14 protein-coding genes are annotated in these 14,441 nt (G+C 56.7%); 8 read left to right on the forward strand and 6 right to left on the reverse strand.

The features are described 5' to 3' along the window. Positions 1 to 31 precede the first annotated feature (31 nt). From AC1RO0_RS14920 to AC1RO0_RS14930, 3 genes are all read left to right on the forward strand, one after another. A complete protein-coding gene (locus AC1RO0_RS14920) occupies positions 32 to 562 on the forward strand; it encodes a hypothetical protein (RefSeq protein WP_498593668.1) in 531 nt (176 codons plus the stop codon). Positions 563 to 705: 143 nt separating this feature from the next. Beyond that, positions 706 to 1,176 (forward strand): hypothetical protein, encoded by a 471-nt coding sequence (locus AC1RO0_RS14925; protein ID WP_498593669.1) that lies wholly within the window; start codon positions 706 to 708, stop codon positions 1,174 to 1,176. A gap of 43 nt (positions 1,177 to 1,219) precedes the next feature. Then, positions 1,220 to 1,843 (forward strand): hypothetical protein, encoded by a 624-nt coding sequence (locus AC1RO0_RS14930; RefSeq protein ID WP_498593670.1) that lies wholly within the window; start codon positions 1,220 to 1,222, stop codon positions 1,841 to 1,843. 3 nt (positions 1,844 to 1,846) lie between these two features. On the opposite strand, the gene AC1RO0_RS14935 is transcribed toward AC1RO0_RS14930, so the two are convergent. Both AC1RO0_RS14935 and AC1RO0_RS14940 read right to left on the reverse strand, forming a co-directional pair. After that, a complete protein-coding gene (locus AC1RO0_RS14935) occupies positions 1,847 to 2,140 on the reverse strand; it encodes a DUF6393 family protein (RefSeq protein ID WP_498593671.1) in 294 nt (97 codons plus the stop codon). Between the two features lie 179 nt (positions 2,141 to 2,319). Then, positions 2,320 to 2,889, reverse strand: coding sequence for a hypothetical protein (locus AC1RO0_RS14940; RefSeq protein ID WP_498593672.1), 570 nt, complete (start codon positions 2,887 to 2,889; stop codon positions 2,320 to 2,322). Between the two features lie 304 nt (positions 2,890 to 3,193). Between AC1RO0_RS14940 and AC1RO0_RS14945 the strand changes: the two genes are divergently transcribed. Then, a complete protein-coding gene (locus AC1RO0_RS14945) occupies positions 3,194 to 4,900 on the forward strand; it encodes an ATP-binding response regulator (RefSeq protein WP_498593673.1) in 1,707 nt (568 codons plus the stop codon). 124 nt (positions 4,901 to 5,024) lie between these two features. Here AC1RO0_RS14945 and AC1RO0_RS14950 read toward each other — a convergent pair whose 3' ends face one another. Further along, positions 5,025 to 5,744, reverse strand: coding sequence for an SH3 domain-containing protein (locus AC1RO0_RS14950; protein WP_498593674.1), 720 nt, complete (start codon positions 5,742 to 5,744; stop codon positions 5,025 to 5,027). Further along, positions 5,741 to 6,367 (reverse strand): response regulator transcription factor, encoded by a 627-nt coding sequence (locus tag AC1RO0_RS14955; RefSeq protein WP_498593675.1) that lies wholly within the window; start codon positions 6,365 to 6,367, stop codon positions 5,741 to 5,743. The genes AC1RO0_RS14950 and AC1RO0_RS14955 overlap by 4 nt, the downstream gene beginning before the upstream one ends. Before the next feature lie 694 nt (positions 6,368 to 7,061). Here AC1RO0_RS14955 and AC1RO0_RS14960 point away from each other — a divergent pair. The 4 genes from AC1RO0_RS14960 to AC1RO0_RS14975 all read left to right on the forward strand — a co-directional run bounded on the left by AC1RO0_RS14960 (position 7,062) and on the right by AC1RO0_RS14975 (position 12,799). Then, positions 7,062 to 9,050, forward strand: a complete 1,989-nt coding sequence (locus tag AC1RO0_RS14960; RefSeq protein ID WP_498593676.1) for a DUF4344 domain-containing metallopeptidase — start codon at positions 7,062 to 7,064, stop codon at positions 9,048 to 9,050. Positions 9,051 to 9,087: 37 nt separating this feature from the next. Further along, a complete protein-coding gene (locus tag AC1RO0_RS14965) occupies positions 9,088 to 9,519 on the forward strand; it encodes a hypothetical protein (RefSeq protein WP_498593677.1) in 432 nt (143 codons plus the stop codon). 100 nt (positions 9,520 to 9,619) lie between these two features. Then, positions 9,620 to 10,219: a hypothetical protein gene (locus tag AC1RO0_RS14970; protein WP_498593678.1), complete on the forward strand. Its 600-nt coding sequence runs from the start codon at positions 9,620 to 9,622 to the stop codon at positions 10,217 to 10,219. Positions 10,220 to 10,516: 297 nt separating this feature from the next. Then, positions 10,517 to 12,799 carry a putative bifunctional diguanylate cyclase/phosphodiesterase gene (locus tag AC1RO0_RS14975; RefSeq protein WP_498593679.1) on the forward strand — a complete coding sequence of 761 codons (2,283 nt, stop codon included), beginning with the start codon at positions 10,517 to 10,519 and terminating at the stop codon, positions 12,797 to 12,799. Positions 12,800 to 12,862: 63 nt separating this feature from the next. Here AC1RO0_RS14975 and AC1RO0_RS14980 read toward each other — a convergent pair whose 3' ends face one another. Together AC1RO0_RS14980 and AC1RO0_RS14985 are read right to left on the reverse strand one after the other, a co-directional pair. Then, complete coding sequence (locus AC1RO0_RS14980) at positions 12,863 to 13,591, reverse strand: SDR family oxidoreductase (protein ID WP_498593680.1); 729 nt, start codon at positions 13,589 to 13,591, stop codon at positions 12,863 to 12,865. A gap of 35 nt (positions 13,592 to 13,626) precedes the next feature. Beyond that, positions 13,627 to 14,391 carry an SDR family NAD(P)-dependent oxidoreductase gene (locus AC1RO0_RS14985; protein WP_498593681.1) on the reverse strand — a complete coding sequence of 255 codons (765 nt, stop codon included), beginning with the start codon at positions 14,389 to 14,391 and terminating at the stop codon, positions 13,627 to 13,629. Between the last annotated feature and the right edge of the window lie 50 nt (positions 14,392 to 14,441).

Genomic DNA, 14,441 nt, shown 5'->3' on the forward strand with positions numbered 1-14,441 from the left:
CAGCTTCACGGCAGAAGCCGGGATATCACCTGTGAGTTTGCCCGTTCGACCAAACTTCATGAGTTTGCAAAGGGAAACAATGGCCGGCAATCGGATGAAGATTTTCAGATATTTCGATTGGGGAGCTATCCTTGTTTTCGGAATTGCCGGGCCGCCGGTCTGTGACTTGGGATTCTTATTCTGGCAGGTTGTGAAAGATCCCGACCAACTGTCACATTTGGCGGACATAGCAAATATCGGGCAAGCCTTTTTCAATTTCGCCTACATTCTGCCGATCTTTTACAGCCTTGCGTTTGTCCCATCCCTTGGGGCTGGCTTGCTGTTCGGCATTGTCCGGAAGATCGGGCCGGAGAGGATTGTGCGCAACTTGCTGACTTGCGCCATCGCGGGCGGCGGTATCGGTGCGCTTGCTGCCTTGTCATGGGCCGCCGTGCTCGGCTTCCCCGACTATACGACCGGCTCTCTCTACTATGGATTGGCGACTTACAGTGGAGCCGTCTGCGCGCTTCTTGTCCGCTGTCGCCAGAGCTTCGTGCGAGAACCTCCCGAGACGGCCGTCTAGTAATATGCCCCCAAAATATGGGCAAGCCTGCACATTGGACGATCAAATTTGTAGGGGACGATACTTGAGCTATCCGATGTGCTGGTCGGTTGTATCTATTTCATCTCGCCGACGTGGATAGGGGGCGCCCTTCGATTTCGACGATGAAAACGGAACTGGTGGTCGGTAATTATATGAAGATTTCCAAATATCTTGACTGGGGAGTGGCGTTCCTTTCCGCAATCGTCGGCCCGCCGATCGGCAGCCTGTTCGTCTTACTTTCGCTGGTGTCGGACCTGGCAGAACTATGGAGTGCTCTTATGGCGTTCATCACAACGCTGCCTGCTGCTTACGTTTTGGGGCTTCCCTCATCCATTTTGGCAGGCTTGCTGTTTGGCATTGTCTGGAGGAGATGGCCGGAGCGAATGATGTCCGGATGGCTGACTTGCGCCGTTGCGGGCAGCATGACTGGCGCACTTGGTGTCTTCTTATCGGCGGTGGTGCTCACCTGGCCCGGCTCCATCTCTGATTTTTTCTATTACTGGGTGGGGATGGGCAGTGGAGCCATATGCGCGCTTTTTGTTCGGTACCGGAAGAGCATCGCACAAAGAGCGCTCAGAACGGCACCCAGGTGACACTCGTAAGAATAGCTCTCGGATTGTTGGAAGGTGCCGGTGCATGAAGGCTTTTCGCATACTGCTCGCGGCAGCGGTTTTCGGCGTTACAAGTCCAGCTATGCTGCATGCGCAAACGCGATTTACGCGAGAGCAGGCAGACATATTGGATAATCATGTTATCAGGGGGCACCAAACTCCATTAAGCGCTCTGCTGACGACGTTCGCCCGCATTGACGATGCCGCGGCTTATGGTCATGTGCCCGACATGACATGGTCGAAAGACCGCATGACCGACGATGGAGCAAGCTCGGGAGACCTCGCGCCCCTTCGCAAAGGTGTCATGCCACTCGCGCGATCGAATGATGAAGAGGTCGGCGTTGTCCTTATGGGCGATTCAGCCGGCAGGGTGCGGGAGATTTTGATCAAGCATGGTTACGCTGGCGGTGTTTTTTCGGTTCTCGAGCGAGAACTCGGTCCGCTGGCCAAAGTCACAGTGATCCGGCACGCCTGCTACGATGAAGAGGCTCCCAACAGATACATCGACAATGAATTCCTAAGCATCGTTTTGAGGGAAAGTCTGATGAGACTTTATGCTGAAGCAACCTATGAAGACGGTTTGCTGCGCGTATTCAGGGACAAGCCGACCGCCGGGCAGGTGGAGTGCAGGCTTCGCGCCGCGCGCTGATCCTTATTGGCTCTTGAGATAGATAGCTTTTACGCCTGTGAGCGCGCCGGCGGCATCGAACCGGAAGGTCATGACCAGAGACCGGGCATCCGGGTCGAGCATGGCTCGTCCCTTGTCATCGCGCACCACCAGCTCTTCAGCCGTATCCTTCGTGATTTTCGAGGAGACGGAACTCTTCAATGCTTCGGTTACCGCTGTCCTTCGGGTTCCTCTTGGGAAATGCTTTAGGACAATTTCGCTGACGTCGATTTGCTCGAAACGGACCGGCTTTCGAGACGCATAGACTTCCTCCAGCATGCCACGGATCCTTGTTTTTACGGGGCTCCCGGAGAGAACTGCATCTTTCCCCGCCGCGACATGGCTTGTCAGCGGCAGCAACGATACTGCAACCACAGCGTAGAATATCGGCCATAAGGGACGTGGGATACTTGGCATTTCCATCTCCCGCTGCGTTGGGCGAGGTCTTGCACCATCCATTACCGCAGTGTTGGCCGTGGGATTGGAGTGTCTTTTGAAATCAGCTTGCTGCCATCGGGGACTCTCTTACACGTCCCCGAAGCGTCCCATTTGGTGACGGTTCCATTTTCGATCAGGAATTTCTGCACGCAGTTCCGGTAATCATCGGCGGCGTTGTATCTGAACTCCTGTGCATGGATGCTGCTCTTTTTCCATACATGCTCGTATGAGAGGATTTTGGAGCCGTCGGACAGCGTGTAACTGCTATCCGGAGCGCCCCACGAGGTTACAAGATCGTCTTCCGATGAACCGACCCAGCTATTCATGATGTCCCAGGTGGTCTGGTAGCGTTGATTACTGAGTGCATTGCCGATCGGAGAACCCGCGCAGCCTGTCAGGGAAAGGCATATTGCCGTGGCAACCAGTTTTTTCATGACGTCTTCACCTTTGGTATGGCGGGATAATCCGGCTGGTTTTTCCCTGAATTCCCGGCAATCTGGAGTAGAGTCGCAGGTTTCGCTGTTAAACGGAATTTCAGCGCAATCGTGCGCAAAGGAAGAGCATCCCTGTAAGCCCTCGAGAAGCGGCATACTCCTATGCCTAGGCGCTGGAATTGATTACCGGGAAAGCAACGCCGTGCCCATTAGGTCATCTGTACTAGCGGCACATGCACCTCATTCGGACATGGAGATGTGGATCGAGGTGGGTTTGCAAATCAGCTGTGTTCTGATTCAAAGTGTGCTGGCGAAGGAGGTCAGCACAGAGGTCGATAGCCTTGTCTGTCGATCTTCGAAAGCGAGCTGTCGAGGTGATCGTCGCTAATGTGGCGCTCCGTCAGGCAACGCTGCCCAGAGATGCCGGCTTAGCCTGGTCCCTTATCAAAAGGAGACATTCATGATTTCGATCGGCGCGGAGCTGGCCGCCAGGACACGACTGAAATGGTCCCGTGTGCGTATTTCGCGATTGCTGGGGCAAAAGGACGGGGATCACTATGATGCCGAGCGCGGGCAGGCAATCGTGCGGATCATCGTCGTCCCGCTTTTCTTTCTTTACATCATTCCGGCACTTGTCCTGACGCACAGGACAGGTGTGCTTGTCACGGTGTTCGGCATATATTCCGCGTTCTATTTTCCGTTCGTCTGGCTCCTGCTTTACGACACCATCAAACGTCCGGGAAACTATCTCTGGCGGCGCGGCGCGGCGATGATGGGTGACTATATCGCCATGACATTCGCAATGTCTGTGGGAGGGGCTACAACTTTGCCGGTCTATGCGACATTGTTATGGGTGACAGTGGGAAATGGCCTGCGGTTCGGCACGTCCTACCTCGCCGTCGCAACCGGCGCCGCCCTTGCCGCTATCGGTGTGTCGACGCTTCTCAACGACTATTGGCAAGCCAATCCCTACATGGTGCTCACCTTGATCGTCACGGCGATCATGGTGCCGGGATACGTCTTTGTTTTGATTCAGCGTCTGCAGAAAGCCTCCAATCTCGCTCATGAAGCGAACGTGGCCAAATCGCGTTTCCTCGCCCAGGCGAGTCATGATCTGCGGCAACCCATCCATGCGATCAGCCTGTTCACCGCCTGCCTGCGCGACGCTGGTCTCGGCCGCGAGGAGCGGCAGATGGTTGAAAATATCGACCGCTCCCTGCAAAGCCTGTCGCACCTCTTCCGCTCCCTGCTTGATATTTCCACGCTGGACAGCGGCAAGGTGATCCCGAAGATGGAAGCGGTATCGATCGGCACGCTGATCGAGGATGTTGTCCGGCAGAACTCTCAGGCGGCTCAGTGGGCGAAGGTTACGTTGCGAGCCGTCCCGAGCAGGTGCCACGTACGGGCGGATGAGGCATTGCTGACGACCATGATCCAGAACATCGTCACCAACGCCTTGAAATATGCGCCCGGGCAGCCGGTTCTGATCGGTTGCCGCCGGCGCGGCGGCAAGCTCGCGATCGAGATATACGACCGCGGCGGCGGTATCGCCGAGGAGCATCTGCTTCTGGTGTTTGAAGAGTTCTACCAGGTTCGCGAACGAGGGGATAAGGACGTCGATGGCGTTGGGCTCGGTTTGCCGATCGTGCGCCGCCTCGGCCACCTGATGGGCCTGTCGATCTCCATACGTTCGGTGAAGGACGAGGGAACGGCTGTGATCATCGACGGGCTGGAGATCGTGCCTCTGCCGGTCGCAAGGGCGACGCCTGCCGTTCTCAGGCTGCCACCTGTCCTCGAGGGGCTTCGTATCGTGCTGGTCGAGGACGACGAAGACGTGCTGCTTGCGACGGCCATGCTACTGGAGAAGTGGGGATGTTCGGTGCAGGCTGAAACAGCGGCGCCAACCGAAGGCGCGGAGTTCGATATTCTCATTACCGATTTTGACCTGGGCCAGGGCCAGACGGGAACCGATTGCATCGCGGCAGTGCGAAAACTGGCCGGGCGCGATGTTCCGGCGATCGTCATGACTGGGCATGAGGAGACCCGCGTGCGCACGGATCTGGGGGATATCACGATCCCGATTCTGTCGAAGCCGGTCCGGCCGGCCGAGTTGCGATCCGTCCTGACAGCGCAGGTTTTACGACAGAGAAATGCCGTTGCGGGATGAGCTTGCCACTGTCGGCCTGACCTCCCCCGGGGTGCCCGCTTGATTGACCGTGAAAACATGCCGAAATCACATCGTCCCGAACGAGCGCTTTAAGCAGTATCGATGACGCCGCTCCGCAACAGTGTCAATTGTCGCCACCAACGCCGTCGCAGGTTGTTTCCTGAATGGGGCACACGCCCCGAAACCAGGCCCGCTTTTCCTGCTCCGGTTTGCCATAGGCGATTTCTACCCATTCACCGCTGCAATCGGCCACGCGCAGCCAGTCTTCTCGCGGGCCATACCAGTCATCGGCGGTGAAAACGACCTGTGACCGGTTGTCCGGCTGAGCAAAACCTTTGGTGGACTGGATCACGAAAAAGATCGCTTCGCCGGATATCCAGCCCTTCACATCGAGAGGCGTCGTTTCCACGACGTCACCATCCTCTATCTTCGGTACGCCGACATTGCCGATCCGAAACCAGCCGTTATCGGCCTCCAGAATCTCAAATTCCGGCCCACGCCCAAAGTGAAGCCCGCCCTCGTAGGGGACGAATGGTGGCAGATGGCCGACGACCGAAGCGTCGATAGATGGACCGGCTCGCACAGGAAGCCCATCGGGGCCGGCGGCGGTCGACCATCCGCCGATTGCACATTGTTTGGGCGCAGCGACTGCGGCGGAGGTCACTGCGAGGCAGGTCCCGGCCAGGGCAAGATATATGAAATTTCTGATCCCGATTGGAAGCATTCGATAATCCCCTGGCTTTTGCAGGTTCTCTCGACAAGGATCACCATTCTCGGAATGGCCACAACTCGATATTCGCTGCTCAGCCATGGGCAGTAGGGTCAGCTTCGTATTCCAGCTCATGGAAAGAGTCCGTAAGCGACCGCTTTCGCTGCAGCGGCGGTGCGGGAGGAAACTCCCAGGGATTTGAGCAATGCGGAAACATGGATTCTGACCGTGAACGGCGAGATGCCGAGGACCACGGCGATCTCCTTGTTGGTCTTGCCTGCGGAGAGCATGCGAAGAACCTCAAACTGGCGCTGCGTCAGCGTCGATATCTCGTCGTCGCGTTCGGGAATGGAAGAGCCCGAAGCATCGAGCCGGAGAACGAGATCGCCGTCGCGGACTGCCGCGAGTGCTGCAATGATCTCGTGTGGCGGCAAGCTCTTGCTGATGAAGCCATTGACGCCCCGTGCCATGATGCGCTCCGCTATGGCCTGGTCTTCGATCATGGAAACCACGACGATCGAGGAGCGCGTAAACTCCTGCCTCAATCCCGTCAGGGCCTCTTCGATGCTTCTCCCGGAAAAAATGAGGTCGACGACAAGGAGGCTCGGCATAGGTCCGGCACGAGCAAGCGCCAGAAGTTCGTCAAAATCGTTGGCCTCGACAATCTCCGTCTCGGGCACATTGCGCTGGATCAGCCGGCGCAGGCCATCGCGGAAAACCGGATGGTCATCGGCGAGGATGATGCGTTCTCTGAGCAACCTCTGCTCCGTAGGCGAGATTTTGACTGTTTGGGACAGTTCAGCCCCGCACTCTCCCTAACATGTGTTTCCGCCACAACACAGTAGGTCATCCGTACTAATGGTTTCCGCAGGCACTATTGGGGTATTTGAGGCGCTACTTATCCGTCACGAAGACACGCGAAGGACGAGGGTTGCATGAGGTGCCTCGTAGGCGGGGCGTCTGTGGGTACCACCGGCAGAGGACAAGTGGAGTGACGAGATACAAATCTCAAACGGGAGGAGTCATACTCGGCGCGGTGGTCTTTCTTCTAGCGGCAGCAGCCCATGCCAGCGGCCGGTTGCCGATACCTCCGGTGTCCGAGGAAGGCCAGAAACAGGCCAGGCCAAAGAGTGCCGGCAATATGTCGGGAGTGGAGTTGACCACTGAAGGAGTGAACCGCATCGGTGGTGATCAAGCGCGTTACGGCGCCATGATGTGGCATCACCATGTTCGCATCCATGACGGTCTCCGGCAAACCGAAGCCAGCCATAGCTACGGGTATCGTTTGCGTGTGTGCGAGGGCAAGACGATGCAGACCACGGGAGAGGGCGATCATACCTCGAGTACGTTCGAGCCACCTCGCATTCATTCGGAACGCCTCCGTGTTCTGTACCACAAATTCTGATCTGGATTGGGTAATTTGGGATGCTTCTACGTGGCGTAATCTTCATCATGGCTTTGATTGCCTGGAATTTTCCCGCGCGCGCCGATTATGCAAAACAGCTTGGCCCGCTCTCCTCGATTGTGCCCGCGAATTTGGCGAAGGGATGGACGGCTGCAACACAAGATGGATGGTTCGTTTTAAGCAACGAACAGTTCGAAGGTCGCGAACAGACGCTTGCCGTAGATACCGGACCACCTCCCGAATCCGGCCGCCGGACGAAGGTGAATTTTGTTGTGAGTTCCCGCAAACCCGGTGCATCCGTGGGCATTGTGGTATCCAATCCCTTTCGCAGCGCGATTTGCTTGATGGAAGTTTCCGCCGACAAAACAGCGCATCTGTTTTGCAACGAAGATCAGAAGGTGCGGGATATTGCGACGATTCCAAATGCCGCCCGAATGGACGGCTCCGACGTCATCGAGATGATCGAGGCGCCGGGTACAGCGCGCTTCTTTTTGAACGGGACCAAAATCGGCGACATCCAGGATTCGGCGGCTCTTGGTGTGCGAATTGGCGTCATGGCCTATGACATCGGTACGTTCGGTATCTCCGACTTTAGCATAACGCCGGAACCAGTTTCAGGCGATCCGCAAACGGTGGGACAAAATGGCAAATTGCCGCCAAAGGGGGGAGCCGACAAGACGACCGCCACGCCAGTCAACGGCAACGGTACGGACGGCCTGGCTGGACCGTTGCCAAATTTTGGTGGCGACAGCGACCTGACAATTTCCGTCTACCTGGGATTAATCGAGAGCATCTTTATGCATGAATTCGGTCACGCGTTGATCAATGAATTGCAACTGCCCTCCACTGGCCCTGAAGAAGATGCGGTGGATATCTTCTCTGCTCTGCGTGTCGTCGAACCGACCATGTATCCGTCCGGCAATAAGATCAACGACGATTCAAGCAATAATACTGCAACCTATGCTGCGCTCCAATGGTATTATAGCGGCAAGCGTGCAGAACAGAAAGGCGATGGTTCGACGCCGTGGCAGGATGAACATACAGCGGACTTGAAGCGCTTCCGGAATATACTTTGTATCCTGTATGGCGGAAATCCTGCCGTTTTCAACTCGCTCACAGAGAGTATCGGTTTTGACGATCGCACACGGGCGCGCTGCGGACAGGAATTCAACAAGCAGAATCGTGCCTGGCGTACATTGCTTGCGCCTCATACGCGGGTCGACCGGTGGGCACCAGAAGGGCTGCAGCCTGCAAATGCACCCGGACCGCGCCTGAACGTAACTTTTGAGCCCTCAGGCCGTCGAGTCGGCAATCTTCTTGCGCAATCCTATTCCAGTGCTTTGGAGAGTATTTTCTTTGGCAGGCTGAGCGACAGCTATGTTCTGCCTCGCCCCTTGAGCGTTGTATTTCGCGATTGTGGCGAACTGAACGCCTGGTACAGCTCAAATGATGCTTCGATCACCATATGCTACGACCTGATTGAGCATCTGGTGGTTATGATTTCCGACGTCGAGATGAAAACCGTCAATGGTATGACTCCTCTCGCAGCAGACGTTGCGGCGGGAGAGACGGGCGCGACTGAGGTGAAAACAGACGCTGTCGATGAATTGCGCGATGATGGAGTGCCTCCGACATTCATGCTGTTCCCAGCGCCCTACAATGGCGCGACGCCCAATTCTCATTCTCGTGCACGAATCGTGAAAACGAGCGAGCTCGTGCAACTGCTCAATGGGAAGCAGAAAATTATCCTCATCGACACACGCGGGTCTCAAGAGACCCTGCCGGACGCCTATGTGCTCCCGGATGCAGGACAAGATGGCAGTGTTACTGACGCATTGCAGCCAGCCCTCGATGCTTGGCTGGAGAAGAAAAGCGGCGGCGACAAGAATGTTTCGGTCATCTTCTTCGGCAAAGGCATGAAGGATCGATCGTCCTACAATGGCGCGTTGCGCGCCGGAACGCTCGGTTGGACAACATACTGGTATCGCGGCGGTCTTGAAGCCTGGATCGCAAACGGATTGCCAACCGCCAAATGAAAGACGGCGCGCGGATGCAGAAATGGAGAGAATTTTGATGCTGAACAACACCTTACGCATTTCCAGCGCCGTTGTTGCGCTCATGCTTGCTACCCAGCCTGCATTTGCCCTGACGACTGCTGCTTGCCCGAACGAAACCTTCGAGAAATTCGTCACCCGATTCAGCCACGAAATTGCCGTCCAGGAAAAATCCACGGCCCGCACGGTGATCTTCGAGGGGCTTGATACGGATGCCCAGCCGGAGCCGAAAAAGACGAGCAAGAAGGTGCCGCTTTCGGTGGTGGAGTGGCCGGTAATGCCGGACATGACCTTCTTGAAGGATCGGAACCTCCAGTCCGAATTCAAGAACCTTGCGAATGGCAACAAGCAGGTCGTGCTCCGTGGCACCGACGACGGCACATATATGGAATTCGAATTCAGCCAGCAGCCGTGCTGGACATTAATCCGCGTCTCCGACCAGAGCATGTAAGCACGGGGAACGGTGATCTCGGCTTGGCCGCCGATCGGGCGTCTGGCCAGTATTTCGGTCGTCGCCCAAACCGGTGGGGCAGCAATATTGAGGAACGAGTATGAAGAGAATGAGCTTCAGACAATGGATATGCACGATCGCCATCGGGTCTTGCCTGGCGGTGCCTGTTCCGGCGATTGCGGGAGATGGGGATCCTTCCAGCGCGGAACTTGCAAGACTGCTTGACGCCGCGAAAATCGATTGCAGCACCGATGTAAACGGCGATTGCATCGCAGGCAATCTCGAGCGGGGCGACTTTTACGAAGTGGTCATCCATGGCGATTGCGTAACCAACCCTTATTTCGGCCGGATCAACGAGAAGCCTGTTTCCTTGCGCGGAACGGTTGCTACCACGGGAAGCAGGACGACAGGGCACGAATTGCATATGCGACCCAATCAACTGGTCTGTATTCGGGCGACTGCACAAGTCGGTCGCGGCGGTCCGGCCTCTGAATATTTCGTTATGGCCCTGCCGATGGATCATGGTCCGGAATGCAGTGGCGAAACGTTGTGCCGAAAACCCGCCCGCTATTCCCAATCCGAGCGCATGTCCCAGTGCCGACTAACGGATTCCGGCACCCGCTATATAAATTGCCCGCAGGGCTGGGTGTTTGCCGAGGAAATGGAAGGCTACCCTATGGGACTGCTGGGAAAACCCTGAGGGGTGGTTTTGTAAAATCAGGCGAAGGCGGCGGTCATGGCATTTCCAATGAGCCATTGCGCGGACCCGCTTGTGGGCTTGTTATTCCGGGTTCCAATCCTGTTGGGTCAGCGCGAAACGGAAGAAGGGTCATTTCGCGAAGGAAAGTAACAAAAATGAACCAAAGGGGCACGGGCATAACGCCTTAGGGACTCGTTCACCATGATCGCAGCTTCGTCTCGGCAATGAATTGACGTTCACCCGAACATAACCTCGCAAAAGCAGAATGGTCTTTCCTATCTGTTCCGAGGAATTTCCGTGGCTAAAGGCGTCATTGCGGACGGCAAATTGCCAATCTCATTCTCCGAGGTCGAGCCGGCTCCGAATGCAGCCATGTCGCGCAGGGCGTCGGAGGAGTTTCACCACGAAGCTGACTTGGCCGAGCGCCAATGTTGGCTGGAAAACATGATCAACCAAATCCCCGATTATATCTACGCCAAGGACTTGGAAGGACGCTTCCTGTTTGCGAACCAGGCGGTCGTCGCCAACAACGGACTATCCCATCTGAAGGATTTGGTTGGACGGACGGATTTCGACTTCCTATCGCGCCACGTAGCGCAAATCGCCACGGATGTTGAACGTCGTGTAGCTGAGACAGGACAGTCACATTTCGGGGCTGAGGAGCTGGCATTTCGTGGCGATGGGGAACGATGGCTGATGATCACGCGTGTCCCGCTGAGAGACGCGTCCGGAACGATAGTCGGCATCGTCGGGGTTTCCCGTGACATCACCGCGCAGAAATCGGCAGAACGACGGATGCGCGCTCAGTCCGGCCTGCTCGAAATGATAGCGCGCGGAATGCCTCTTGCCGATTTTCTCGAAGAACTTGCCGGGATGATTGCTGGATTCGCGGAAGGTGTGCACGCTGCATTCCTGACGGTCGCGCCAGATCCGGGGGAACTGCGTCTGGCGGCTGCGCCCACCCTGAATGAAAAGTATCGCAGGCGCGCCAATGCGGCATTCATTCGCACCGTTCCCACAGATCTTGGAGCCGCCGCGAAGGCACTCAAGCTCGCCTTTGATCGAGCGAATGTCTCTGAACTTGACCATCAGTGCCGTTGCTTGGCAATTTCCGACGTCGACGGCCAGATCGAAGGCGTCCTGGCTCTCTATTCGTCCAAGGGCTCACAATATCAATCGGATTTCTCTGAGTTTGTTTCGCTCGCCGTGCACATGGCCGGGATAGCAATCAGCCGTCATCGCGCCGAGGCACGGATCGGGTTTCTCGCCGACCACGATCCCCTGACGGGGATGGCCAACCGTGCTTTGCTGGATCGAAGACTTACCCTTGCAATGCAGACGGCCGATTCCATAGGCAGTGAAGTGGCACTGGCATTCCTTGACCTCGACAATTTCAAGCTCGTCAATGACAGCCTTGGTCACTCGGTCGGCGACCAACTGCTGAAGATCGTGGCTGAAAGGATCTGCGAGCTGACAAGCGATCAGGGTTCTCTCGCCAGGATCGGGGGAGACGAGTTCGTGATTATTCTTGAGCAAATGGATCTCGAGAGCGGTCTGGATCGATTGACTGCAATAAGAGAAGCGGTTGCGCGTCCGATCGTACTCAACGATATCGAACTCAGGGTGACTTGCAGCATCGGTGTCGCCAGCTATCCGAACCACGGCAAGACCGCGGGAGACCTGCTCGCTTCCGCGGATATGGCCATGTATCGGGCCAAGGAGCTGGGTCGCGACGGCATCGCTTTGTTCACCTCGGAAATGACCGCCACCGTTAGAAGGAAGCTTTCCCGGACCGACGAACTCCGCCAGGCGCTTCTTCGCAACGAGTTTGTGTTGCATTACCAGCCGCAGGTGGACGTCCGAACCGGCAGGATAGTGGCGGCTGAAGCGTTGATCCGCTGGAACCATCCAAGCGAGGGCCTTGTCTATCCTGGAGATTTCATTGCGCTTGCCGAAGAGACGGGTCTCATCATGCCAATTGGGGAGTGGGTCCTCCGGACGGCGTGCAGGCAAGCCAAGGCATGGCAGGATAAAGGGCTCGAACCAATCAGGATCAGCGTCAATGTCTCTGCCAGACAGTTCCAGGAAAAGTGCCTGATCGGAACTGTGGCGACCGCGCTGAGTGAGAGCGGCCTCGATCCAATATGGCTTGAGCTTGAAATCACCGAGAGTCTGATCATGAAAGATCTCGCCAGCTCGATTGCCAGAATGCACGAATTGGAGACGCTGGGCATAAAGCTCGCAGTCGACGATTTTGGAACAGGCTATTCGAGCCTCAGCGCGCTTAAAAGATTTCCATTGTCGCGCCTCAAGATCGACCGTTCATTCATCGCTGACATTCCGCACGACGCCGACGACATGGCCATAACCTCGGCGATTATCTCGCTTGCCCAGAAGCTGGGTTTGGAGGTGATCGCAGAAGGTGTTGAAACGGAAGAGCAGGCCCGGTTCCTCGTCGAAAGTGGTTGTAACGAGATTCAGGGCTACCTCTATAGCCGGCCCGTTGAAGAGGAGCGCTTCAGTCGCATGCTCGAGAACAATGGCGATATGCGTCCGCTCTTACGGACGCACCCTTCGTGAGCACCAGGCAAGTGAATGCCGCAATTGTTCCAAGAGCAAGGCGAGTAGCGGCACTCTAGCCATTTAGATGTCGAAGTTCTGCGGTAGGATCACGAGATCGCGGATCGTCACGTTGCGTGGCCGTGTCAGCATGAACAAGACCGCTTCGGCGACTTCGGATGGCTCGATAAGATTGCCGGCTGCCATCGCTTTTTCGAGATTTTCCGGCGGCCAGTCCTTCAGGAGCGCCGTCACCACTGGACCGGGTGCGATCGCCCCCACGCGTATTCCATGTTTCGAGACTTGCCGCCGCACCGTGTGGACGAAGGCCTGCACTGCATGTTTTGAGGCCGTGTAGACCGGTTCCCACACTACCGGGACATGGCCCGCCACGGAACTGGTCACGATGATATCGCCGGTCTTGCGCTCCACCATATGCGGGAGGACCGCGTGTACGCAGCGAAACACCGCGTTGATGTTGAGATTGAGCATCCGGTCAAAGGCATCCGGATCGCCATCGATGAGATCGCCGCCGATATAAGAGCCTGCATTGGCGTGGAAGACGTCCAATTTCCCGGCTTTTGAAAGGATCTGTGGCATCATGGTGGAGATGCTGCCGGTGTCGGCCAGATCGATCACCAGCGGGATCGCGTTATCGCCAAGCTCTTGGCAAACAGCGTTCAGCCTGTCTTCCGCGCGGTCGATCAGGATGACACGGGCGCCGGATTCAAGGCAGATCTTGCTGCAGGCAAGGCCGATTCCGGATGCGGCACCAGTGATGGCGACGACTTTCCCCTCGAGTTTGTTGGTCATGTTTCATTCTCCTCCTGACTATTTTTAGGTTGGCGTCACCGGGTCATGTAGCCGCCGTCAATCACGAGCACGGCACCGGTGACGTAGCTTGCGGCCGGCGAGCACAGGAACAGGACGCAGTTGGCGATCTCTTCCGGTTGGCCGTAGCGCCCCATCGGGGTCATTTGCCGCCAGACGGAATCCCATTCCGGTATGGCGAAGCCGCCCCGGGTCATATCGGTGTCGATGTAGCCCGGCGCGACCGCGTTTACCCTGATGTTTTCAGCCGCGACCTCGCTGGCCAGACTTTTCGTCATCATGTGAACCGCAGCCTTGGATGCATTGTAGGCGACCTGATTCTGCGGAATGTTGGTAATGAATCCCGAGATCGACCCGACGTTCAGAATGACCCCGCCACCCTGCGCGCGCATCGGCGTCATTGCGGCGCGGCAGAAGCGAAAGGCCTGAATGAGATTGGTGGACATGATCGTGTCCAGCATGTGATCATCGAAATCCGGCGTATCGCCATGCACGGCGACGCCGGCATTGTTGACAAGAATGTCGATGCGTCCGTATTTCGCTATCGTATGCCGGATCAGCATGTCCGGCGCGGCCGGGTCCGTGGCGTCGGCGGATACGAAATCATAGTCATAGCCGGCAGCGTTCAGCAGCGCGTCCGCTTCCGGATTGTCGCGGCGTGCGGTCAGAACGGATTTCGCTCCGGCTTCGCCGAAAAGCTGGGCAATCGCCAGTCCGATGCCACGATTGCCGCCGGTAATGAGCGCAACCTTGTCGTCCAGCCTGAATTGTTTCAGAGTCATCCTAGTCTCCTCCTCTTTATCTCTTAACTGTCCGCCGGCTCCTCAGCGGG

This window comes from Rhizobium sp. GW821-FHT14E12, assembly GCF_058803745.1.

Coding starts and splice junctions, on each gene's coding strand:
- AC1RO0_RS14960 (WP_498593676.1), top strand. CDS start 7,062: ATGGCTTTGATTGCCTGGAATTTTCCCGCGCGCGCCGATTATGCAAAA.
- AC1RO0_RS14985 (WP_498593681.1), bottom strand. CDS start 14,391: ATGACTCTGAAACAATTCAGGCTGGACGACAAGGTTGCGCTCATTACC.
- AC1RO0_RS14950 (WP_498593674.1), bottom strand. CDS start 5,744: ATGAGCTGGAATACGAAGCTGACCCTACTGCCCATGGCTGAGCAGCGA.
- AC1RO0_RS14930 (WP_498593670.1), top strand. CDS start 1,220: ATGAAGGCTTTTCGCATACTGCTCGCGGCAGCGGTTTTCGGCGTTACA.
- AC1RO0_RS14925 (WP_498593669.1), top strand. CDS start 706: ATGAAAACGGAACTGGTGGTCGGTAATTATATGAAGATTTCCAAATAT.
- AC1RO0_RS14980 (WP_498593680.1), bottom strand. CDS start 13,591: ATGACCAACAAACTCGAGGGGAAAGTCGTCGCCATCACTGGTGCCGCA.
- AC1RO0_RS14970 (WP_498593678.1), top strand. CDS start 9,620: ATGAAGAGAATGAGCTTCAGACAATGGATATGCACGATCGCCATCGGG.
- AC1RO0_RS14935 (WP_498593671.1), bottom strand. CDS start 2,140: ATGCTGGAGGAAGTCTATGCGTCTCGAAAGCCGGTCCGTTTCGAGCAA.
- AC1RO0_RS14965 (WP_498593677.1), top strand. CDS start 9,088: ATGCTGAACAACACCTTACGCATTTCCAGCGCCGTTGTTGCGCTCATG.
- AC1RO0_RS14945 (WP_498593673.1), top strand. CDS start 3,194: ATGATTTCGATCGGCGCGGAGCTGGCCGCCAGGACACGACTGAAATGG.
- AC1RO0_RS14940 (WP_498593672.1), bottom strand. CDS start 2,889: ATGCCGCTTCTCGAGGGCTTACAGGGATGCTCTTCCTTTGCGCACGAT.